Origin of the sequence: Kribbella sp. NPDC050820, assembly GCF_040653975.1 — a bacterium.
In the GTDB taxonomy this organism is placed as follows: domain Bacteria; phylum Actinomycetota; class Actinomycetes; order Propionibacteriales; family Kribbellaceae; genus Kribbella.
Genome location: NZ_JBFAHB010000018.1, coordinates 22,992 through 45,227 on the forward strand (window position 1 = coordinate 22,992; position 22,236 = coordinate 45,227).

Annotated in this window: 19 protein-coding genes and 1 pseudogene; 6 read left to right on the plus strand and 14 right to left on the minus strand. The window is 69.7% G+C overall.

Annotated features, from left to right (window positions below; genetic code table 11):
* Positions 1-159 precede the first annotated feature (159 nt).
* Positions 160-726, plus strand: coding sequence for a class I SAM-dependent methyltransferase (locus tag AB0H36_RS18055; RefSeq protein WP_360523880.1), 567 nt, complete (start codon positions 160-162; stop codon positions 724-726).
* Positions 727-825: 99 nt separating this feature from the next.
* Here AB0H36_RS18055 and serA read toward each other — a convergent pair whose 3' ends face one another.
* The 11 genes and pseudogenes from serA to AB0H36_RS18110 form a co-directional block, all read right to left on the minus strand.
* The gene (serA, locus tag AB0H36_RS18060) at positions 826-2,424 is read right to left on the minus strand and encodes a phosphoglycerate dehydrogenase (RefSeq protein ID WP_360523883.1); all 1,599 of its coding nucleotides are present in this window, start codon (positions 2,422-2,424) and stop codon (positions 826-828) included.
* A 116-nt stretch (positions 2,425-2,540) separates the two neighbouring features.
* Positions 2,541-3,740: a serine protease gene (locus AB0H36_RS18065; RefSeq protein ID WP_360523886.1), complete on the minus strand. Its 1,200-nt coding sequence runs from the start codon at positions 3,738-3,740 to the stop codon at positions 2,541-2,543.
* A 105-nt stretch (positions 3,741-3,845) separates the two neighbouring features.
* Entirely contained in the window at positions 3,846-4,865 is a 1,020-nt protein-coding gene (gene ilvC, locus AB0H36_RS18070; protein WP_360524142.1) for a ketol-acid reductoisomerase, read from the minus strand.
* Between the two features lie 184 nt (positions 4,866-5,049).
* Positions 5,050-5,553, minus strand: a pseudogene (gene ilvN, locus AB0H36_RS18075) (acetolactate synthase small subunit); the annotation flags it as partial.
* 82 nt (positions 5,554-5,635) lie between these two features.
* Positions 5,636-7,384, minus strand: a complete 1,749-nt coding sequence (locus tag AB0H36_RS18080) for an acetolactate synthase large subunit (RefSeq protein ID WP_360523889.1) — start codon at positions 7,382-7,384, stop codon at positions 5,636-5,638.
* A gap of 334 nt (positions 7,385-7,718) precedes the next feature.
* Positions 7,719-9,386 (minus strand): dihydroxy-acid dehydratase, encoded by a 1,668-nt coding sequence (gene ilvD, locus AB0H36_RS18085; protein WP_360523892.1) that lies wholly within the window; start codon positions 9,384-9,386, stop codon positions 7,719-7,721.
* 36 nt (positions 9,387-9,422) lie between these two features.
* Entirely contained in the window at positions 9,423-10,364 is a 942-nt protein-coding gene (locus tag AB0H36_RS18090) for a hypothetical protein (protein WP_360523895.1), read from the minus strand.
* A gap of 63 nt (positions 10,365-10,427) precedes the next feature.
* Positions 10,428-10,961: an AAA family ATPase gene (locus AB0H36_RS18095; protein WP_360523898.1), complete on the minus strand. Its 534-nt coding sequence runs from the start codon at positions 10,959-10,961 to the stop codon at positions 10,428-10,430.
* Positions 10,958-11,227 carry a MoaD/ThiS family protein gene (locus AB0H36_RS18100; protein ID WP_360523901.1) on the minus strand — a complete coding sequence of 90 codons (270 nt, stop codon included), beginning with the start codon at positions 11,225-11,227 and terminating at the stop codon, positions 10,958-10,960. The genes AB0H36_RS18095 and AB0H36_RS18100 overlap by 4 nt, the downstream gene beginning before the upstream one ends.
* Position 11,228: 1 nt before the next feature.
* On the minus strand, positions 11,229-12,326 hold the full coding sequence (locus AB0H36_RS18105; RefSeq protein WP_360523904.1) for an exo-alpha-sialidase: 1,098 nt from the start codon (positions 12,324-12,326) through the stop codon (positions 11,229-11,231).
* Between the two features lie 12 nt (positions 12,327-12,338).
* On the minus strand, positions 12,339-13,268 hold the full coding sequence (locus AB0H36_RS18110; protein WP_360523907.1) for a 2-hydroxyacid dehydrogenase: 930 nt from the start codon (positions 13,266-13,268) through the stop codon (positions 12,339-12,341).
* Between the two features lie 70 nt (positions 13,269-13,338).
* On the opposite strand from AB0H36_RS18110, the gene AB0H36_RS18115 reads away from it, so the two are divergent.
* From AB0H36_RS18115 to AB0H36_RS18135, 5 genes are all read left to right on the plus strand, one after another.
* A complete protein-coding gene (locus AB0H36_RS18115; RefSeq protein ID WP_360523910.1) occupies positions 13,339-14,718 on the plus strand; it encodes an FAD-binding oxidoreductase in 1,380 nt (459 codons plus the stop codon).
* Complete coding sequence (locus tag AB0H36_RS18120) at positions 14,715-16,001, plus strand: cyclopropane-fatty-acyl-phospholipid synthase family protein (protein ID WP_360523913.1); 1,287 nt, start codon at positions 14,715-14,717, stop codon at positions 15,999-16,001. The genes AB0H36_RS18115 and AB0H36_RS18120 overlap by 4 nt, the downstream gene beginning before the upstream one ends.
* 72 nt (positions 16,002-16,073) lie before the next feature.
* Entirely contained in the window at positions 16,074-16,976 is a 903-nt protein-coding gene (locus tag AB0H36_RS18125) for an LLM class flavin-dependent oxidoreductase (RefSeq protein ID WP_360523916.1), read from the plus strand.
* A 31-nt stretch (positions 16,977-17,007) separates the two neighbouring features.
* Positions 17,008-18,156: a PQQ-dependent sugar dehydrogenase gene (locus AB0H36_RS18130; protein ID WP_360523920.1), complete on the plus strand. Its 1,149-nt coding sequence runs from the start codon at positions 17,008-17,010 to the stop codon at positions 18,154-18,156.
* A 77-nt stretch (positions 18,157-18,233) separates the two neighbouring features.
* Entirely contained in the window at positions 18,234-18,740 is a 507-nt protein-coding gene (locus AB0H36_RS18135; RefSeq protein ID WP_360523923.1) for a general stress protein, read from the plus strand.
* A 48-nt stretch (positions 18,741-18,788) separates the two neighbouring features.
* Here AB0H36_RS18135 and gatB read toward each other — a convergent pair whose 3' ends face one another.
* From gatB to gatC, 3 genes are read right to left on the minus strand one after another with little or no spacing between them, the layout of a single operon-like run.
* A complete protein-coding gene (gene gatB / locus AB0H36_RS18140) occupies positions 18,789-20,285 on the minus strand; it encodes an Asp-tRNA(Asn)/Glu-tRNA(Gln) amidotransferase subunit GatB (RefSeq protein ID WP_360523926.1) in 1,497 nt (498 codons plus the stop codon).
* On the minus strand, positions 20,282-21,787 hold the full coding sequence (gene gatA / locus AB0H36_RS18145) for an Asp-tRNA(Asn)/Glu-tRNA(Gln) amidotransferase subunit GatA (RefSeq protein ID WP_360523929.1): 1,506 nt from the start codon (positions 21,785-21,787) through the stop codon (positions 20,282-20,284). The genes gatB and gatA overlap by 4 nt, the downstream gene beginning before the upstream one ends.
* Positions 21,787-22,083, minus strand: a complete 297-nt coding sequence (gene gatC / locus AB0H36_RS18150) for an Asp-tRNA(Asn)/Glu-tRNA(Gln) amidotransferase subunit GatC (protein WP_360523932.1) — start codon at positions 22,081-22,083, stop codon at positions 21,787-21,789. The genes gatA and gatC overlap by 1 nt, the downstream gene beginning before the upstream one ends.
* Between the last annotated feature and the right edge of the window lie 153 nt (positions 22,084-22,236).

Below are 22,236 nucleotides of genomic sequence, written 5' to 3' on the forward strand. Positions count from 1 at the left end.
GGTGTTCTCCGGAATGGGTCTCGCCGACTGTGGAACGGGCGGCACGACGGGTCCGAATTTACTCTGACGTCCGACTAAATCGCCACTATGCGGGCACGTTGTCCCGAGATGTGAGATCCCGGTGCGATGCCTGGACCAATGCTGTGCGACTCTCACCCGGTGAGTGCACCTCCAGAACTGCCGCCGCTGGTGTCGGCGGCCCTCAGCCTGTCCGGACGGCGTGGATTCGTCAGCTCGACCAGGAACGAGACCGGCCGGCTGCTCGCCAGCCTGGCGGCGTCGAAGACCGGCATCGTCGGCGAGCTCGGGACCGGCTGCGGCGTCGGCTCGGCCTGGCTGCGCAGCGGCGCCGGCGAGAACACGAGGATCGTCACCGCGGAGAGCGATCCGCAGCTGGCGCAGGCGGTGGCGGAGCTGTTCGCCGACGACGAGCTGATCGAGGTCGTCTCGGCCGACTGGACCGCGCTGATCGAGCGGGGCCCGTTCGCGCTGCTGTTCGTGGACGCGCGGGAGGCGAAGATCGGCGCCCGCGACATCATCGCCGACGTGGTCGAGCCCGGCGGGTTCGTCGTACTGGACGACTTCACGCCGTCCGCGGTGTGGCCGCCGATGTACGAGGGCCGGGTGGACACGCTGCGCCAGGACTGGCTGATGGACAAGCGGTTCACCACCGTCGAGGTGATGGTCGCGCCGGACGCCGCCGTACTGCTGGCCACCCGCCGCTAGACATGAGGCGGGCCCGAGTCATTGGACTCGGGCCCTGATCGGCCGCCATGCGCCTGCGGGCGGCTGACTACCTCCTAGTAAAGCAGTCGTTGTTTTGAATCAGTCGTCCAGGTCCACGGCCCGGGCGGTGTCGGCCTGGACCGCGGTGGCGATGTCGTCCAGGACGGCGGTCGGGATCGCGGAGTCGACGGCCAGGGCGACCAGCGCCTTGCCGCCCTTGCGGTCCCGGCTGACCTGCATGCCGGCGATGTTCACGTCCGCGTCGCCGAGGATGCGGCCGATCTGGCCGACGATGCCGGGCCGGTCCTCGTAGGTGAGGAAGGCCAGGTGCGCCGACAGCTCGATCTCGACGTCGAACCCGTCGATCTCGACCAGCCGCTCGGACTGCCGGACGCCGACCAGCGTGCCGCTGACCGAGACCTGGACACCGTCGGCCAGGGTGCCACGCAGGGTGATCAGGTTGCGGTGCTCCGGGCTGTCGTGGTCGGTGACGAGGCGGACCTCGAGCCCACGCTCGGCGGCCAGCAGCGGGGCGTTCACGTACGAGACGTTGTCCTCGACCACGTCGGCGAACACGCCCTTCAGCGCGGCCAGCTCGAGCACCTTCACGTCGTACTGCGTGATCTCGCCGCGGACCTCGACGTCGAGCTGCTGCGCGACGCCGCCGGCCAGCGCGGTGAAGATCCGGCCGAGCTTCTCGGTGAGCGCGATGCCGGGCCGTACGTCTTCTGCGATCACGCCGCCCTGGACGTTGACCGCGTCCGGGACCAGCTCACCCGACAGCGCCAGCCGGACCGACTTCGCGACCGCGATTCCGGCCTTCTCCTGCGCCTCGTCGGTGGACGCGCCCAGGTGCGGGGTGGCGACCACGTTGTCGAACTCGAACAGCGGCGAGTCGATGCACGGCTCGGTCGCGAACACGTCGAGACCGGCGGCAGCCACCCGGCCCTCCTTGAGCGCGCTGTGCAGCGCCTGCTCGTCGACGATGCCGCCGCGGGCGGCGTTCACGACGATGACCTCGGGCTTGACCTTGTGCAGCTCCTCGTCGCCGATCAGGCCGATCGTCTCCGGGGTCTTCGGCAGGTGCACCGAGATGAAGTCGCTGACCGACAGCAGCTCGTCCAGGGTCGCGAGCCGGACGCCCATCTGCGCGGCCCGGCCGGCCTGCACGTACGGGTCGTAGGCGATCACGTTCATGCCGAAGGCGGCCAGCCGCTGCGCGACCAGGACGCCGATCTTGCCCAGGCCGACGATGCCGACGGTCTTCTCGAACAGCTCGACGCCGGAGTACTTGCTGCGCTTCCACTCGCCGTTCTTCAGCGACTGGTCAGCGGCCGGGACCCGGCGCGCGGCGGCCAGCAGCAGCGCGACCGCGAGCTCGGCGGCGGAGACGATGTTGGAGGTCGGCGCGTTGACCACCATCACGCCCGCCTGGGTGGCGGCCTTCACGTCCACGTTGTCCAGGCCGACACCGGCCCGGGCGACGACCTTGAGCCGCTTGGCCGCGGCCAGCGCCTCGGCGTCCACCTTGGTGGCGCTGCGGATCAGGATGGCGTCGACGTCGGCGATGGCCGGGAGCAGCTCGGCGCGGTCGGCGCCGTTGGCGTGCCGGATCTCGAAGTCGGGACCGAGGGCCTCGACGGTGGCCGGGCTGAGCTCTTCGGCGATCAGGACGACGGGCCGGGTTACGTCAGTCATGGGAGAAGTCTCCTGCAGAAGCGGTAGGGGCTCGTTGATCAGAGCACCGCGCTGTGCCCGCTGTCACTGATAGTACCTTGTCGCCCCAACCGGCCACCTGCGCACCCAGGATCCGGTCAGTCGGAGTCGCACATCCGCGTCGGAGAAACCGTCTCGCCGGTTCCACCGAGGCGGAGCTGGCCGCGCTCCCGGACGAGCTGATAACGCAGGTCCAGCTGGTTGCAGGTCCCGCCCTTCGCACCCCGGGCGTTCGGTGAGAACAGGATGGTGAAGGTCATCCGGACGTTCGCGCCGTCAGCGTCGAACCGGGTCACCTCGATGATCTTGGCGCCGAAGAAGTACGACGTCTCATGGTTGGCCCGGTCCTTACTCTCCGGATAAGAACGGGTCATCGCCTTCGAGTACACCTGCTGCTGCAAGGCGGGAAAGTCGTGCCGGTTCTCCAGGGTCAGGAAGTTGCCGAGCGCCTTCTGTGACTCCAGCGCGAGCGGGGTGGCCGCGACCAGCAGCTCCGGGACCATCGCGGTTTGCGGACCACGCGACCGCTTGCAGGTCCCTGACGGCTCGGCTGTGCGGCCGACGGGCTTGGCCGCGACGTAGCCCTGCAGCTTGTCGAGGGGGACGATCGTGCTGGTGGTGAGTGTGTCACCGGTGACCAGGCCGACGACCTGGCCGGATTTGTCGACCACGGGGCCGCCGAGTTTGGCGGTGTTCAGCACCGAGCTGAGTGCCTGCGGCTGCTCCGTCGTACCGACCGATCGCGAGGTCAGCTGGCCGGCCGCGGTGTAGCCGAGGAGGGCCCGCTCGGCCTTCGGGTCGGGGTTCGCCGACGCGAGCGGGACCGGCTCGACGTCCAGTCGAGTGAGCAACCGCAGTACGGCGACGCCGTCGGCGCTGCTGCCGAGCTGATTGACCCGGCGGACCCGGCCGTCCTCGGTCATGATCGCGATCGACAGCGGCTGCCGGATCGCGGACGCGGCGGTCAGGACCTTGTTGTCACCGATCAGCACCCCGGTTGCCTCGCCGGTGCCCTCGCAGGTCGTGGCCAGGACGCGGACGACCCCGGACCTGACCGACTCGAGGACCTGCTCGGTGTCGAGCCGCAGGCTCTGGGCGCGCAGGTACCAGCCGCCGCTCGCACCGGCGCCCAGGATCAGCAGCACGACCACGAACCCGGCCAGGAACCGGCCGAACTTCCACGGCTGGCGCGGTGGCGGCTGCGGAGCCCGCGGGGTGCTGACCTGGAGCTGGGTGAGCGGCGGCGCACCCGCAGGAACCCGCCGAGGCGGCCGCGGCAGCTGTCTGCCGTCCTCCACCACCGGTCACCTCCCCCACACCCGCGTCGGACTCGTCACTGATTGTGCCAAAAGCAGAGGTCCGGGCCACCCACCTGGGTGCCCCGGACCTCTGCTTCGTGCGCGTCAGCGGGCTGCGGTGCCCTCGACGTAGTCCTCGTCGTGCGACTTGACCCACGCCATCAGGCCGCGCAGCTCCTTGCCCACGGCCTCGATCGGGTGCGACTCGCTCTGCTTGCGGAACTCGGCGAACTCCGGCGCGCCGGCGTCCTGGTCGGCGATGAACCGGGCGGCGAAGGTGCCGTCGGTGATGTCGGCCAGCACCTCCTTCATCCGCGCCTTCACCGACGCGTCGATGATCCGCGGGCCGGACACGTAGTCGCCGTACTCGGCGGTGTCGGAGACCGACCAGCGCTGCTTGGCGATACCGCCTTCGTAGATCAGGTCGACGATCAGCTTGAGCTCGTGCAGGCACTCGAAGTACGCGACCTCGGGCTGGTAGCCGGCCTCGGTGAGCGTCTCGAAGCCGGCCTGGATCAGCGCCGACACACCACCGCAGAGGACGGCCTGCTCACCGAACAGGTCGGTCTCGGTCTCCTCGGTGAAGGTGGTCTTGATGCCGCCGGCCCGCAGGCCGCCGATGCCCTTGGCGTACGAGAGCGCCAGGTCCCAGGCCTTGCCGCCGGCGTCCTGCTCGACCGCGACCAGCACCGGGACGCCGCGGCCCTCGGAGAACTCGCGGCGGACCAGGTGGCCCGGGCCCTTCGGGGCAACCATGAACACGTCCACACCGGCCGGCGGCTTGATGTAGCCGAACCGGATGTTGAAGCCGTGGCCGAAGACGAGCGCGTCGCCGTCGACCAGGTTCGGCTCGATCGCCTCGGTGTACAGCTTGCGCTGCGCCGGGTCCGGCGCGAGGACGACGATCACGTCGGCCTCCTCGCACGCCTCGGCTGGGGCGACCACGCGCAGGCCGTGGGCCTCGGCCTTGGCGCGGCTCTTGGAACCCTCGGGCAGGCCGACCCGGACATCGACGCCGGAGTCGCGCAGCGACAGCGCGTGGGCGTGGCCCTGGCTGCCGTAGCCGAGTACGGCCACGTGGCGGCCCTGGATCACCGACAGGTCGGCGTTGTCGTCGTAGAACATTTCAGCTGCCACTTTGGGCTCTTCTCCTCTGTAGTGAAATTCGGTACGGCGCTGCGACTCAGCTGTGCCGGGCCACGGATCGGCCCGGCGGCGGCGCCGGAACCGGGTGCGGTCGATCGCCGGCGGGCTGTGCCTGGACGTTCGGGGTGCCCGAAGCGACGTGTGGCGGTGGCACCGGGACCGGCCGCAGGGTGCGGTCGGAGATGGAGCGGCTGCCCCGTCCGATCGCCACCATGCCGGACTGCACCAGCTCGCGGACGCCGAAGGGTTCCAGCACCCGGAGCATGGCCTCGAGTTTGTCGGGATTACCGGTCGCCTCGATCGTGATCGCGTCCGGTGCGACGTCCACCACCTTCGCACGGAACAGCTGGACGGTCTCCAGCACCTGTCCCCTGGTCAGGGTGTCCGCCTTGACCTTCACCAGCAGCAGTTCACGCTGAACCGTCTGGCTGGGCTCGAGCTCGACGATCTTGATCACGTTCACCAGCTTGTTCAGCTGCTTGGTGATCTGCTCCAGAGGCTGCTCGTCCACGCTGACCGCGATGGTCATCCGGGACACCTCCGGATGCTCGGTCGGGCCGACCGCGAGCGAGTCGATGTTGAACCCGCGCCGCGAGATCAGCGCCGCCACCCGGGCCAGCACACCGTGCTTGTTCTCGACCAGGATCGACAATGTGTGCTTACTCATCGACGTCCTCGCTTCGCTCCGGGCGCCGATGAGGCACAAGTTACGCTGTGTTGGATTGTTCCTTCGCTTCGCTCAGTCACGGCTACAGCTCCTCGCTGTCCCAGGTCGGCGCCATGTCACGGGCGATCTGGATCTCGTCGTTGCTCATGCCGGCCGCGACCATCGGCCAGACCATCGCGTCGCGGTGCACCACGAAGTCGACCACGACCGGCGCGTCGTGGACCGCCATCGCCTTCTCGATCGTCGCGTCCACCGAGTCCCGGTCGGAGCAGCGCAGCCCGACGCCGCCCATCGCCTCGGCCAGCTTGGCGAAGTCCGGGATCCGGGCCGAGTGCAGGTCGGTGTTGGAGTAGCGCTGGTCGTAGAACAGCGTCTGCCACTGCCGGACCATGCCCAGCGACTGGTTGTTGATCACGGCAACCTTGATCGGGATGCCCTCCAGCGCGCAGGTGACCAGCTCCTGGTTGGTCATCTGGAAGCAGCCGTCGCCGTCGATCGCCCACACGGTCTTGTCCGGCCGGGCGACCTTCGCGCCCATCGCGGCCGGGACGGCGTACCCCATGGTGCCGAGGCCGCCGGAGTTCAGCCAGTGGCCGGGCTTCTCGAACGGCAGGTAGTGCGCGGCCCACATCTGGTGCTGGCCGACGCCGGCGGTGTAGACGGCGTCCGGGCCGGCGATCTTGCCGATCCGCTCGATCACGTGCTGCGGCGACAGCGTGCCGTCGTCGGGCTCGTCGTACGCGACCGGGTACTTCGCCCGGACCGCCTCGAGCTGCTTGCGCCAGGTGTCGTACGACGGGGTGCGGCCGGTGTTCGTGATCTCGGTCCGCAGGGCGGCGATCAGGTCGGTGATGACCTCCTTGCAGTCGCCCACGATCGGCACGTCGGCGGCCCGGTTCTTGCCGATCTCGGCCGGGTCGATGTCGGCGTGGATCACCTTCGCCTCGGGGGCGAACGAGTCGAGCTTGCCGGTCACCCGGTCGTCGAAGCGGGCGCCCAGGCAGATCAGCAGGTCGGACCGCTGCAGGGCGCCGACCGCGGACACCGAGCCGTGCATGCCCGGCATGCCGAAGTGCAGGTCGTGGGTGTCGGGCAACGCGCCGCGGGCCATCAGCGTGGTGACCACCGGGATGCCGAGCAGCTCGGCGAGCTCCTTCAGCTCGGCGTCGGCCTGGGCCCGGATCACGCCGCCGCCGACGTACAGCACCGGCTTCTCGGCGGCCGCGATCAGCCGGGCCGCCTCGCGCACCTGCTTGGGGTGCGGGCGGGTCACCGGCCGGTAGCCGGGCAGCGAGAGCTCGGTCGGCCAGTGGAAGTCGACCTTGGCCTGCATCGCGTCCTTGGTCACGTCGACCAGCACCGGGCCGGGCCGGCCGGTGGAGGCGATGTAGAACGCCTCGGCGACCGTGGTGGCGATGTCGTTCGGGTCGTTGACCAGGAAGTTGTGCTTGGTGATCGGCATCGTGATGCCGCGGATGTCGGCCTCCTGGAAGGCGTCCGTGCCGATCGCGGCGCTGGCCACCTGGCCGGTGATCGCGACCAGCGGGACCGAGTCCATGTAGGCGTCGGCGATCGGCGTCACCAGGTTGGTCGCGCCCGGGCCGGAGGTGGCCATGCAGACGCCGACCTTGCCGGACGCCGAGGCGTACCCCTGGGCGGCGTGGCCGGCGCCCTGCTCGTGACGTACCAGGATGTGGCGGATCTGGGTCGAGTCGAGCATCGGGTCGTACGCCGGGAGGATCGCGCCACCCGGGATGCCGAAGACGGTGTCCACTCCGGCATGTTCCAGCGCGCGGATCAGAGCCTGTGCCCCGGTCAGCTGCTCACTCATGAGTGCCTTCCTGTCCTGTCACGATGTTGGCTTTGTCGCGACCGATCCATCCTCGCTCTTGTCTGTCGTCAGGTCACATCTGGGTCGCAGATAGTCGCCCTGGCAACAACTGAGCTCAATAAAAAGGCCCCTTCCGCCGGGTTGGCTGAAGGGGCGCGCTCGACTCGGTGGTCGCGTCAGTCGGCGCGCCGCACAAGTACGAGGAGAATCGATCGCATGTAGGCAACATTCGCCGACACACCGCGACCGGGTCAAGTTCGACGGCTAACCGTCCCATGATCTGAGATCCCCGTCTTACCGATAGCGGACCGAGAGCGTACTGCTTGGGCGTCGGCTAGATGCAGACCGCGCCCTCAGAAGCTGAGCGGACGAGCCGGGTGTACTTGCCGAGCACGCCCTTGGTGATGTTCGGCGCCTTCGGGGTCCACCCGGCTTTGCGCTGCTCGAGCTCCGCGGCGCTGACGTGGAGCTCGAGGGTGCGGTTCTTGACGTCGAGCGTGATCCGGTCGCCGTCGCGGACGAACGCGATCGGCCCGCCATCCACAGCTTCCGGCGCGACGTGGCCGACGCAGAGTCCCGTCGTACCGCCGGAGAAGCGGCCGTCGGTGAGCAGCAGCACGTCCTTGCCGAGGCCGGCGCCCTTGATCGCGCCGGTCACGGCGAGCATCTCGCGCATCCCGGGGCCGCCCTTCGGGCCCTCGTAGCGGATCACCACGACATCACCGGGCTTGAGGGAGGCGACGGCGTCCATCGCACCACGCTCGCCGTCGAAGACCCGCGCCGTACCCTCGAAGACGTCGGAGTCGAAGCCGGCACTCTTCACCACCGCACCCTCCGGCGCCAGCGAGCCGTGCAGGATGGTGATCCCGCCGGTGCCGTGGATCGGCTTGTCCAGCGCGCGGATGATCACGCCGTCGACGTCTGGCGGGGCGATCTCAGCGAGGTTCTCGGCCATCGTCTTGCCGGTCACGGTCAGGCAGTCGCCGTGCAGCAGGCCCGCGTCGAGCAGCGCGCGCATCACCACGGGGATGCCGCCGACCCGGTCGACGTCGGTCATCACGTAGCGGCCGAACGGCTTCAGGTCGCCGAGATGCGGCACCCGGTCGCCGATCCGGTTGAAGTCGGCCAGGGTCAGGTCCACCTCGGCTTCGCGTGCGATCGCGAGCAGGTGCAGTACGGCGTTCGTCGAGCCACCCAGCGCCATCACGACGGCGATGGCGTTCTCGAACGCTTGCTTGGTAAGGATCTGCCGGGCCGTGATCCCCTTCTGCAGCAGGCCGACCGCGGCCTCGCCGGACTTGCGGGCGTACCCGTCCCGGCGCCGGTCCACCGCGGGCGGGGCGGCCGAGCCGGGCAGCGACATCCCGAGCGCCTCGGCGGAGGCGGCCATCGTGTTCGCGGTGTACATGCCGCCGCAGGCGCCTTCGCCGGGGCAGATCGCACGTTCGACGGCGTCGACCTCGTCCTGCGTGATCAGGCCGCGCACGCAGGCGCCGACCGCCTCGAAGGCGTCGATGATCGTGACGTCCTTGTCGCCGAGCCGGCCGGGCATGATGGAACCGGCGTACAGGAAGACACTTGCCAGGTCGAGCCGCGCGGCAGCCATCAGCATGCCGGGCAGCGACTTGTCGCAGCCGGCCAGCAGCACCGAGCCGTCGAGCCGCTCGGCCTCCATCACGGTCTCGACCGAGTCGGCGATGATCTCCCGGCTGACGAGTGAGTAGTGCATGCCGACGTGGCCCATCGAGATGCCGTCGGACACGCTGATCGTGCCGAACTCCAGCGGGTACCCGCCGGCCGCGTGCACGCCCTCCTTGACCGCCTTCGCGAGCCGGTCCAGGGACAGGTTGCACGGGGTGATCTCGTTCCAGCTCGAGGCGACGCCGACCTGCGGCTTGGCCCAGTCGTCGTCACCCATCCCGACCGCCCGGAGCATCCCACGCGACGCAGTCGCCTCGAGTCCATCGGTCACTGTCCGGCTACGTGGCTTCACATCGACCATGGCCTCACTCTATGCCGCTGTAAATCGACTACACCGTCACTGTCGGCCTAGGCGGGTGAAGGCTGTTAGGGGGTCGGGGGCGGTGGTGTAGGACCAGGGGAGGGATTCGATGCGGCCTTGGGTTTGGGTGGCGTGGTGCAGGGCGGCGGGTTTCGCGCCGGTGAGATCGAGGGCGAAGGCCATGGCGCCGTGGGCGGAGATGTCGGCGGCTTCGGCGGGGCGGCCGGGGAGCATCCACTTGTCACGGGCGGCCAGTAGTTCTTCTCGACGATCGGCGACGTCGCGGGTTTCGACCCAGAGTTCGTTGACGACTTGTGCGAACAGCGAGCAGAGCACGCTGCCGGGTTGTGCGTTCGTCACCACCTGACGGCCGAACCTGACGATCTGCCCGAGGTCCAGGCCCGACCACTTCGGAGCCAGCGCCTGCACTCGCCCGCTGTGCGCCTGGTAGCTGACCGGGTTGCGTTCCATGGCCGAGCGGAAGATGTCGTTCTTGTCCTGGACCGACGCGTGCAGGCCGGTCGCGACCCACTGCAGCACCTCCCACGGCACCGCGTCGTCCGGGGCCGACGCGATCGCGTAGTCCAGCACCTCGGCCGCCGTACGGAGAATGTCGTGAAAGGTGGCGAACCGCTGCTCGGAGACGTACTGCGCGAGTTGTCCGGTCCGCACGTCCCACGCCTCGAAGACCAGCGTATGACCGAGCCACACCAGCAGGTCCGGGTCGCCCGGCGCCGCCTCCAGCCGCAACTCGAGCTGCTCGCTGTGCCCGACCGCCGCCTTGCCGAGCCCCATCACCCGGATCGATCGCAGATCGGTGCTCTGCGGCGTCGCGCTCAGCACGGCGTGGCCGGCCGCCAGGTCCCCACCGCGGATCGAGGCGTACGCCGCGTCGAGCTCCGCGTCGGCCCAGGCCTGGTCCAGCCGCAACTCCTGCGCCGGAACCCCCACCACCGGTTTCCGCGAAAAGATCCCCATGGCCGCGATGGTAGGCCCGATTCCGCCTGCCGAAACGAGCTTTGCACCTTCGTGCAACGGGTTTCAGACGCGATAGGCCCCTGTGGCGACGGCCTCGCGGACGGCGGTGGCGGTCTGCTCGGCGGTCAGCTCGGAGGTGTCGAGGGCGTGCGACTCCAGCTCGGCGAGGTTGGCGAAGGCGCCGTACAGACCGGTGATGGCGTCGACGTCCTTCAGCTCGTCGCTCGCGCGTTGCTGCGCGCGGGTCAGCGTGGTGTCCAGGTCCGGGCGCAGTACGACGTACGACATCGTCCACTGCTCGTCGGCCGCTGCCTTCAGGAACGGCGGCAGGAACCACGGGCCGATGACGCCGTCGACCACCACGTCGTACCCGCCGCGGGCATAGACGACGACCGCGGCCACGATCGCGTCGACGACCACGTCGTTCTGCCGGGAGGACTCCGGCAGGTACGGCGCGATGAAGCCGGTGCGGATGGCGCGGTAGAACTCATCCGTCGTCACGTGCACGGTCGGCCGCGGCGCGTCGGTCGCGACAAGGCGGGCCACGGTCGTCTTGCCGGACCCGGGTGAGCCGGTCAGCAGGAGTACGTCGGTCATGCGCCGCCCGCCACGCTCGGCAGGACCACGAGCTCGTCCCCGTCCTGGACCGCCGTACCGAGGCCGTCCAGGTCGCGGATGTTGTCGTCGCCGAGGTAGATGTTCACGTGTCGCCGGACGGCGCCCTGTTCGTCGGTCAGCCGTCGCCGCAGGACCGGTTCCAAGGCGGCGACGACCTCGCCGACGGTGGCGCCGTCGGCCTCGACCCGCTCGGCGCCACCCGCGAACGGTCTCAGCACGGTAGGCAGCTTCACCGCGATCGCCATGTCAGCCGATCACCGCCGCGCGGACCGTGAGCACGTCCGGCAGGTGCCGCGCGACCTCGGTCCACGTGTCGCCGGCGTCCGCGCTCGCGTAGACGCAGCCGTCCCGCGTGCCGACGTACACCCCGGCCGGATCGGCCGTGTCCGTGGACATCGCGTCCCGCAGCACCGGCGCGTACGACGGGACGTCGGGAAGTCCCTCCGACAACGGCTCCCACGTGGACCCGGCGTCGCGGGACCGGAAGACCCGGCACTTCGCCTCGGTCGGGATCCGGTTCCCGTCGGCGACCAGCGGGAAGACGTAGACCGTCTCCGGCTCGTGCGGGTGCACCGCGATCGGGAAGCCGAAGTCCGACGGCAGCCCGTCCGCGATCGACTTCCAGATCGACCCGCCGTCGTCGGACCGGTAGACGCCGTGGTGGTTCTGCGCGAACATCCGCTCCGGCACGTCCGGGTGCGCGGCCAGCTTGTGGACACACTGCCCGAACTCCGGGTACGGATCCGGGAAGAAGTAGGCCTTGATCCCCTGGTTTGCCGGCTCCCAGGACGCGCCGCCGTCGGCCGTCCGATACACGCCGCCGGTCGACATCGCGACGCTGACCCGATCCGGATCCGTCGGGTGCGGCAGCACGGTGTGGATCGCCTGCCCGCCGAACCCGGCGCCCCACTCCTTGCGGTGCGGGTGGTCCCACAACCCGCGGACGAGCTCGAACGTCACTCCCCCGTCGGTCGACTTCCACAGCGCCGACGGCTCCGTCCCGGCGTACACCACGCCTGGCTGACCCGCGGGACCCGGCTGGATCTGCCAGACCCGCTCGAGCGAGGTCTCGGAGTCCTTCGGGAACCCTATCGAGCCCTCCGGCGGCTCGTCCCAGCTCGCGCCCAGGTCGTCGCTGTGGAAAACGGCCGGTCCCCAATGCTCACTCGTCCCGCCGGCGAAGACGCGCGGCCGGTCGCCGCGGGTGTCGATGCCGACCGCGTACACACCCTGCATCTCGAACTGCTTCACCGGACCGTCCAGCGTCCAGTCCTTGCGCGCAGCGTCGCTGCGGCCGATCCAGAGCCCCTTCTTGGTCCCGATCAGCAGTACGGCCTCGGACATCGTCGTCCTCCCTTATCGCGGTGGTCCCGCCACCACGTTGATCAATGGTTCGCCGGCCGCGTACCGCTCCAGCTGCGCGCGGACCAGCCGGGCAACCCGCGGCGCGAACGCCGTCGAGGCGCCGCCGCGGTGCGGGTTGACCAGCACGTTCGGAGCCGACCACAGCGGGTGTCCGGCAGGCAACGGCTCGGGATCGGTCACATCCAGCGCGGCGCGGATCCGGCCGCCGGCCAGCTCGGTCAGCAGCGCGTCGGTGTCCACCACGACACCACGCGAGACGTTCACGAGCAGCGCACCGTCCTTCAGTTGCGCCAGGAACTTGCCGTCCACCATCCCGCGCGTGTCGGCCGTCGCCGGAGTCAGCAGCACGACGACGTCCGCCAGCGGTAGCAGGGCGGGCAGCTCGCTGATCGGGTGCACGCCCTCCCGCGGCCGCCGCGCGACCCGGATGATCTCGCACTCGAACCCGGTCAGCCGCCGCTCCAGCGCCTCCCCGATCGACCCGTACCCCAGGATCAGCACCGTCCGGTCCGCGAGCGAGTCGTCCATCTCGTCGTACGACGCCGGCCAGACCTGCTGGTCCTGGTTGCGCACGGCACGCGGCAGCCGACGGTACGACGCCAGGATCAGGCCGACCGCGAGCTCGGCGGTCGACGCGTCGTGGACCCCACGCGCGTTGCACAAGGTCACGTCATCGGCCAGATGTGGCAGCACGTTCTCGAAGCCTGCCGTCTGCAGCTGCACGACCTTCAGCGCAGGCATGTCGCGGACCACCTCGACCACGTCGGAGCCGCCCATGTACGCCGGCACGTAGAACTCCACCTGGTCGAGTGAGGCCGGCCGCTCGCCCCCTGCGTACCACTCCGCGTCGAAACCCGCGGGCACTCCGCCGAGGGTGGATTCCGCGTCCTCCCACGGCACCCATGCCTTCACATCAGCCATGCCCCCGAACCTACTCGCCCGCGCAGACAATTTCCTTCCCCACCCCACCACCCCGGATTACATTGGATCGGTGCCTTCGACATCGGATCTGGCCTCGACCCTCGATCACGATCAGGCCGTGGGGCGGCTGCGTTCGTCGTACCAGCGCATCCCGCAGGGGGAGCCGGTGCGGCTGGCGAAACGCAGCTCGAACCTGTTCCGGCCGCGGACCGAGGTCGATCGGCCAGGCCTCGACGTGTCCGGGCTGACCGGGGTGATCAGCGTCGACGTGGCCGCGCGGACCGCCGACGTGCAGGGCATGTGCACGTACGAGGACCTGGTCGCCGCGACCCTGCCGTACGGGCTGACGCCGATGGTCGTGCCGCAGCTGAAGACGATCACGCTCGGCGGCGCGGTCACCGGGCTCGGGATCGAGTCGTCGTCGTTCCGGGCCGGCCTGCCGCACGAGTCCGTGCTCGAACTCGACATCCTCACCGGCGCCGGCGACATCGTCACCGCGCGGCCCGAGGGCGAGCACGCGGACCTGTTCCGCACGTTCCCCAACTCCTACGGCACGCTCGGGTACGCGACCCGGCTGCGGATCGAGCTCGACCGGATCTCGCCGTACGTCGCACTCCGGCACGTCCGGGTCGGGCTCGACCGGCTGGCCCCGGCGATCGAGGAGATCGTTGCCTCCGGCATGTACGAGGGCGAGCCGGTGCACTTCGTGGACGGGGTCGTCTTCAAACCCTCCGAGGTGTACCTGACGCTCGGCCGTAACAGCGACGCCGCGGTGAAGACGAGCGACTACACCGGACAGCAGATCTACTACCGCTCGATCCAGCAGCGGCAAACGGACTTCCTCACCGCACACGACTACCTGTGGCGCTGGGACACCGACTGGTTCTGGTGTTCGGCGGCCTTCGGCGCGCAGCAGCCAGTGGTACGGCGGCTCTGGCCGAAGCGCTGGCGGCGCAGCGACGTGTTCTACAAGATCGTCGGCTTCGAGAACCGGCACCAGGTCGCCGCGCGCATCAACCGCCGTCGCGGCAAGCCCGACCGCGAACGCGTGGTCCAGGACGTGGAGATCCCGGTCACCAGGCTGGCCGCGTTCCTGCGCTGGTTCGACGCCGAGGTCGGGATGCGCCCGGTGTGGTTGTGCCCGCTGCGGCTGCGCGGTACGACGGCCTGGCCGCTGTACCCGCTGACGCCGGAGACGACGTACGTGAACGTCGGCTTCTGGGGCACCGTGCCGATCGCTCCCGGCGCAGCGGACGGTGACGTCAACCGGCGGATCGAGGCGGCCGTCGCGGACTTCGACGGGCACAAGTCGCTGTACTCCGACGCCTACTACGACCGAGACACGTTCGACCGGCTCTACAACGTCCCGGCCCTGACAGAGGTGAAGAAGCGGTACGACCCCGACGCCCGGCTGACCGGGCTCTACGAGAAGGCGGTGACACGCCGATGACCACCCTGGAGACCCGGGTCTCGATCGCCGAGGCGCTGACCGCCGTGACCCAGGACGGGCTGCCGTTCCGGTTCACGGCGTACGACGGCAGTGCGGCCGGACCGGAAGACTCGCAGATCCACATGCACCTCGCATCCGAGCGCGGGCTGTCCTACGTCCTCACCGCACCAGGCGACCTCGGCCTGGTCCGTGCGTACGTGATGGGCGACCTGGAGATCACCGGTGTGCACCCGGGCAACCCGTACGGCCTGATGCAGATGATGCTCAACCAGGTGCACTTCCATCGCCCGACGCCCGCCGAGGCGCTGCGGATCGTCCGCGGGCTGGGCTGGAGCCACCTCAAGCCGCCGCCTCCGCCACCGCAGGAGCACCTGCCGAAGTGGCGCCGTACCTTCGAGGGCCTGCGGCACTCGCGGACCCGGGACCGCGCGGCCATCCACCACCACTACGACGTGTCGAACCGCTTCTACGAGTGGATCCTCGGGCCGTCGATGACGTACACCTGCGCGGTCTACCCGTCGCTGGACGCGACCCTGGAGCAGGCTCAGGCGGAGAAGTACGACCTGGTCGCGCGCAAACTCGATCTGCGCCCTGGGCAACGACTTCTCGACGTCGGCTGCGGCTGGGGCGGCATGGTCCGGCACGCGGCCCGCGAGTACGGCGTGCGGGCGCTCGGCGTCACGTTGTCGTCGGCGCAGGCGGAGTGGGCGACCGAGGCGATCGAGCGCGATGGACTGACGGATCGCGCCGAGGTGCGGTTCCTGGACTACCGCGACGTCCCCGAGTGGGACTTCGACGCGATCAGCTCGATCGGCCTGACCGAGCACATCGGCGTGCGCAACTACCCGTCGTACTTCGGTTTCCTGCTCGACCGGCTCAAGCCGGGCGGCCGGCTGCTCAACCACAGCATCACCCGGCCGGACAACCGCTACCGCTCGACCGGCGCCTTCATCGACCGCTATATCTTCCCCGACGGCGAACTGATCGGCTCCGGCCGGATCATCGCCGAGGCCCAGGACGCCGGCTTCGAGGTCCGCCACGAGGAGAACCTGCGCGAGCACTACGCCCTGACGCTGGCCGCCTGGTCCGACAACCTCGAGGCGCACTGGGACGAGGCGGTCGCCGAGGTCGGCTACCCCACCGCCAAGATCTGGGGCCTCTACCTCGCCGCCTGCCGCGTCGGCTTCGAACGCAACAACACCCAACTCCACCAAATCCTCGCCGTAAAACTGGACCCCAACTCCAACGCCCACTTCCCCCTCCGCCCCACCTGGCTGAGCTGATACCGCCGGCGCATGAACTGTGCGCCGGATCGGCATTGGACGCCGTCGGGTGGGCGGGCGAGGGTGGGTTGGGTGATCGAGTTCGGGGTGTTGATGGATGTTCGGGAGGGTGGGTACGGCGCGGATCGGGTTGCCGAGGTGGTGGTTGCGGATCGGCTGGGGTTCGATGCGGTGTGGTTGTCGGAGCACCACCTGACCGGGGACGGGATGTTACCGTCGCCGTTGGTGATGGCCGGAGTGCTCGCGGCGCGGACGTCGCGGATCCGGGTGGGGACGAACATTCTGGTCCTGCCGCTGCACCACCCGTTGCGGGTCGCCGAGGACGCGGCCGTGCTGGACCAGGTGTCGGGTGGACGGATGATGCTCGGGGTGGGGCAGGGGTACTCGGAGCGGGAATTCGCAGCGTTCGGGGTCGACCGGCGGCGGCGCGGGAAGCTGCTGGAAGAGGGTGTCCGGGTCATCCGGGACGCCTGGTCGGGTGCGGTGACGCCGAAGCCCTGGAGCGACATCCCGATCTACGTGGCCGGGGTGACCGCGGCCGGCTTGCGGCGGGCGGCACGGCTGGGTGACGGGGTGATCATCTACTGCGCGACGCCCGCCGACCTGGTCGCCCGGCGGAAGCTGCTGGACAAGGTGGTCGGCAGTCCACCGCCGCTGATCTGCACGGGGATCATGCACGTGGACGACGACGCCGACCGCGCGTGGGACGACGCAGCGCCGGGAATCGCCTACCTGGAAGGCGAAATCGCGTCGTACGGCGGGACCGAACCGCCGCCGCTCAACCGGGTGGACTACCTCGTCGGCACCCCGGACGACGTCGCCGCCCGGCTGGTCGCGCTGCACGAGGCGACCCGGTTCGCGCACTTCGCGCACTGGCTCCGGCTGCCGACGCTGTCGCACAAGGCCGCGATGCGGTCTCTCGAATTGGTTGCAGGTCGGGTGATTCCCGCCGTACGGGCTGGTGTGAGCCGCTAACTTGGGAGGCATATCGACCTGAGGAGACGGCGTGAAGGCTCGTGCTGCACTGCTGGTGACCGCGCTCGCGCTCGTGGCCGGGTGCTCCGGGGACGACGGCGAGCCGTCCGGCTCCGGGACGACGGCAACCAGTCCCAGCAGCACGACGCCGGCGCCCACAAGCCCCGGTACGACGTCCACCCCGCCACGGACCACCGCCACCGCGCAGGGGCCGGTGAAGCTGACCGTCGCCTCGACGGTGGCGACCGGGATCGAGGTGCCGTGGGGCCTGGCGTTCCTGCCGGACCAGAGCGCGCTGGTGAGTGAGCGCGACTCGGCCAAGATCAAGCGGATCGCGGGCGGGCAGGTGAGCGAGGTCGGCGAGGTCGACGACGTGGACCCGTCGTCCGAGGGCGGACTGCTCGGGCTGGCCGTCGACCCGCAGTACCCGCGCCGCCCCTACATCTACGCCTACTACAGCGCCGGCGGCGACAACCGGATCGCCCGGATCACCTTCCAGAACAATCGGCTCAGCGACCAGCAGGTGATCCTGGACGGGATCCCGGAGGCGTCGATCCACAACGGCGGTCGGCTGCGGTTCGGCCCGGACGGGTTCCTGTACGCCGGGACCGGCGACGGCGCCGACCGGCCCAACTCGCAGGACGACGGGTCGCTGGGCGGCAAGGTCCTGCGCATCACGACCGACGGCAAGGCCGCGCCGGGCAACCCCGGCGGCCGGGTCTGGTTCACGAAGGGCCACCGGAACGTGCAGGGTCTCGCCTTCGACGGCAACCAGCTGTACGCCGCCGAGTTCGGCCAGAACACCTGGGACGAGCTGAACGCGATCACCTCCGGCGCGAACTACGGCTGGCCGGCCGCGGAGGGGATCGAGGACCTGGATGGGATGACGAACCCGATCGCCCAGTGGCGGACGAGTGACGCGTCGCCGTCCGGGATCGCGTTCGCCCAGGGACACGTGTTCATGGCGTCGCTGCGGGGCGAGCGGCTGTGGGCGATTCCAGTTGCCGGAGGCAAGCGAACGGGTGAGCCGCAGGCCTTCTTCACCGGCCAGTTCGGCCGGCTGCGCACGGTCGAGACGGCGCCGGACGGGTCGCTGTGGCTGACCACGTCGAACACCGACGGCCGCGGCGACACCCGCGACGGCGACGACCGGATCCTGCGGATCACGATCAGCCGGTAATTCCGCGAACCGTTTAGTGGCTTTGGTCGTCTGGTACTTGTGGAGGAAGCCCACAGGTCAGAGGAGGACTGATAGTCATGCGGCCCGACCAGGTGTCCGTCGTACCCAGCAGTGTGATCGCATCGGCGAGCAGCTTCGAGAGTGCTCAGCGGACCGTGGATTACCTGAGAAGTTACGGGATGGACTCCGGGTCGATGAGTATCGTCGGCGCCGATCTCCGGCAGGCGCGAAAACGGCAAAGCGTCCCGGTGGTCAGGCTGACCGCGGCCGGCGCGCTGCAGGGCGCCGTGCTCGGGCTGCTGGCCGGGGTCTTCATCACGCTGGTCGCGGAGACTACGCTGACCGGCCTGGTGGTGGTGATCTGGGGACTGGTGTACGGCGGGTTGCTCGGCACGCTGTGGGGTCTGTTCCGCGGACTGATCCGGAATCGTCCGGAGGCCGAGACCCTCGAGGTGGTGCCGACCCGCTACGAGGTCCGCTGCCCGGTCGAGGAGCTCTCGGTCGCCCGCACGCTGCTGGCCGACGCCTCCGACGTCGACGACGACGGCCGGGTCGAGCGCGAGGTCATCGCCGACGCGGCCTGAAGGACCTCGGGGCCGGCCAGGCGGCCGGCCCCGAGACTCAGAGCGCTCTCAGATCCCGAGCTTGGCGTTCAGCAGCTCGCGGACCTTGGCCGCGTCCGCCTGACCGCGCATGTCCTTCATGACTGCGCCGATCAGCGCACCGGCCGCGGCCGGCTTGCCCGAGTTGACCTTCTCGACCACGTCGGGGTTGGCGGCGATGGCCCGATCGATGGCTTCGATCAGGGCGGAGTCGTCGGAGACGAGCGCCAGCCCGCGCTTCTCGATGATCTCGGCGGGCGTGCCCTCACCCTTGACCAGGCCGTCGAAGACCTGCCGGGCCAGCTTGTCGTTGAGCGAACCCTCGTCGACGAGCTTCTGCACCTCGGCGACCTCGGCCGGGCCGACGCCGAGCGCGTCGATCTCCTGGCCCGACTCGTTCGCCGCCCGGGCCAGCTCACCCAGCCACCACTTCTTCGCGGCGGCCGGCGTCACCCCGAGCTCGACCGTCTTCACGATCGGCTCCAGCGCGTTGCCGTTCACGACGTCGCGCATCTCCAGGTCGGTGAAGCCCCACTCCTCCTGCAGCCGGACCCGGCGCAGCGACGGCGCCTCCGGCAGCGACGACCGGATCTCCTCGACCCACTCGCGGGCCGGGGCGACCGGAACCAGGTCCGGCTCCGGGAAGTACCGGTAGTCCTCCGCGTCCGACTTCTCCCGGCCGGACGTGGTGATGCCGGTGTCCTCGTGCCAGTGCCGGGTCTCCTGCACGACCTTGCCGCCGGACGACAGGATCGCCGCCTGCCGGGTGATCTCGTAGGTCACCGCGCGCTCGACCGAACGGAACGAGTTCACGTTCTTGGTCTCGGTGCGGGTGCCGAAGACGGTCGACCCGGACGGCTTCAGCGAGACGTTCGCGTCGCAGCGCAGCGAGCCCTGGTCCATCCGGACGTCGGAGACGTCCAGCGCGAGCAGCAGGTCCCGCAGCATGCTCACGTACGCCCGCGCCACCGCGGCCGCCTTGTCACCGGGCACCTCGATCGTCTTGGTGACGATCTCGATCAGCGGGATGCCGGCCCGGTTGTAGTCGACCAGCGAGTGCGAGGCGCCGTGGATCCGGCCGGTCGCGCCGCCGACGTGGGTGGACTTGCCGGTGTCCTCCTCCATGTGGGCGCGCTCGATCTCGATCCGGTACGTCTCGCCGTCGACGACCACCTCGGTCCACCCGTTGTACGCGATCGGCTCGTCGTACTGGGAGGTCTGGAAGTTCTTCGGCATGTCCGGGTAGAAGTAGTTCTTCCGGGCGAACCGGCACCACTCGGCGATCTCGCAGTTCAGCGCCAGGCCGATCTTGATCGCGGACTCGACCGCACGGGCGTTCACCACCGGCAGCGCACCCGGCAGGCCGAGGCAGACCGGGCAGGTCTGCGTGTTCGGCGGCGCGCCGAACTCGGTCGGGCAGCCGCAGAACATCTTCGACTTCGTGTTCAGCTCGACGTGGACCTCGAGGCCCATCACCGGGTCGTACTGCGCCAGCGCATCGCCGATCTCTAGGACGTTCGCGGTCATCGAGTCACCTCCAGCTCCGGAGCCTGTGCCATCAGGACGCCGCCCCACTGCTCGGCCAAGGCGGCCTCGAGCGCGGAGCCGACCTGGTACAGCAGCTCGTCGCGCATCACCGGGGCCATCACGTGGAAGCCGACCGGCATGCCGTCCTCGTCGGCCAGGCCGCACGGGAACGACGCGGCCGCGTTGCCGGCCAGGTTGACCGGAATCGTGCACAGGTCGTTCTTGTACATCGCGATCGGGTCGTCGGCGCGGTCGCCGATCGGGAACGCGGTCGTCGGCGTGGCCGGCGACACCAGCACGTCGACCTGCTCGTAGGCGGTGGCGAAGTCGCGCTGGATCAGCGTCCGCACCTTCTGCGCCTGGCCGTAGTAGGCGTCGTAGTACCCGCTGGACAGCGCGTGCGTGCCGAGCATGATGCGGCGCTTGACCTCGTCGCCGAAACCGGCCTCGCGGGTCAGGCTCATCACCTTCTCGGCGCTGTTCTCGCCGTCGTCGCCGACCCGCAGGCCGTACCGCATCGCGTCGAACTTGGCCAGGTTGGACGAGGCCTCGCTCGGCAGGATCAGGTAGTACGCCGGCAGCGCGTACTGGAAGTGCGGGCAGGACACCTCGACGACCTCGGCGCCGAGCTTGGTGAGCAGCTCGACCGACTCGTGGAAGCGCGCCTCGACGCCCGGCTGGTACCCCTCACCGCCGAGCTCCTTGACCACACCGATGCGCAGCCCGTTGACGTCGGCGCGCCGGGCGGCCTCGACCACCGGCGGAACCGGCTGGTCGATCGACGTCGAGTCCATCGGGTCGTACCCGGCGATCGCCTCGTGCAGCAGCGCGGTGTCGAGCGTCGTCCGCGCGCACGGGCCGGGCGTGTCCAGGCTCGAGGCCAGCGCGATCAGGCCGTACCGCGACGTCCCGCCGTACGTCGGCTTGACGCCGACCGTCCCGGTGAACGCGCCGGGCTGCCGGATCGAGCCACCGGTGTCGGTGCCGATCGCGAGCGGCGCCTCGTACGCCGAGATCGCCGCCGAGGACCCGCCGCCGGAGCCGCCCGGGATCCGGCCCAGGTCCCACGGGTTGTGGGTGGTGCCGTACGCCGAGTTCTCCGTCGAGGAGCCCATCGCGAACTCGTCCATGTTGGTCTTGCCGAGGATCACGATGCCGGCCGCCTTCAACCGCTTGACCACGGTCGAGTCGTACGGCGGCTTCCAGCCCTGGAGGATCTTCGAGCCGGCGGTGGTCGGCACACCCTCCTGGGTGAGCACGTCCTTCAGCGCCAGCGGGACACCGGCGAGCGGGCCGAGGCGCTCCCCCGCCGCACGCTTCTTGTCCACCTCGGCGGCCTGCGCCAGCGCACCCTCGGTGTCGACGTGCAGGAACGCCTTGACGGCGTCGTCGACGGCGCCGATCCGGTCCAGGTGGGCCTGGGTGATCTCCACCGAGCTGGCCTGGCCGGACGTCATCAGCTCCGACAGCTCGACCGCGGTCTTGCGCGTGAGGTCACTCATCAGTCCTCCTCCAGAATCCGCGGCACCCGGAATCGCTGCTCCTCGGCGGCCGGTGCGCCGGACAGCGCCTGCTCCGGCGTGAGGCACGGCACGTTCTCGTCCTGGCGCATTACGTTCGTGATCGGCAGGGCGTGCGAGGTCGGCGGGATGTCGTCCGCGGCCACCTGGCTGACCTGCCCGACCAACGTGATGATCTGGTCGAGCTGAGGTGCGAGGTGGTCGAGCTCGGCGTCGGTGAGCTCGATCCGCGCCAGTCGCGCCAGGTGCGCGACCTCTTCGCGGGTAATCGATGGCATGAACTGATCCAATGGTTTCGCTGGACGTCCGGCTGTTTTCCGACCGGACCCGGCCATCCTAGTGGGCGGGTGTGACGCTGGTGTTGCCTCGGTCCTGACCGACTTGTGGATGGGCCGGGCGTGTCCCCGCGCTCCGCTCTGTAGCATTGGGCG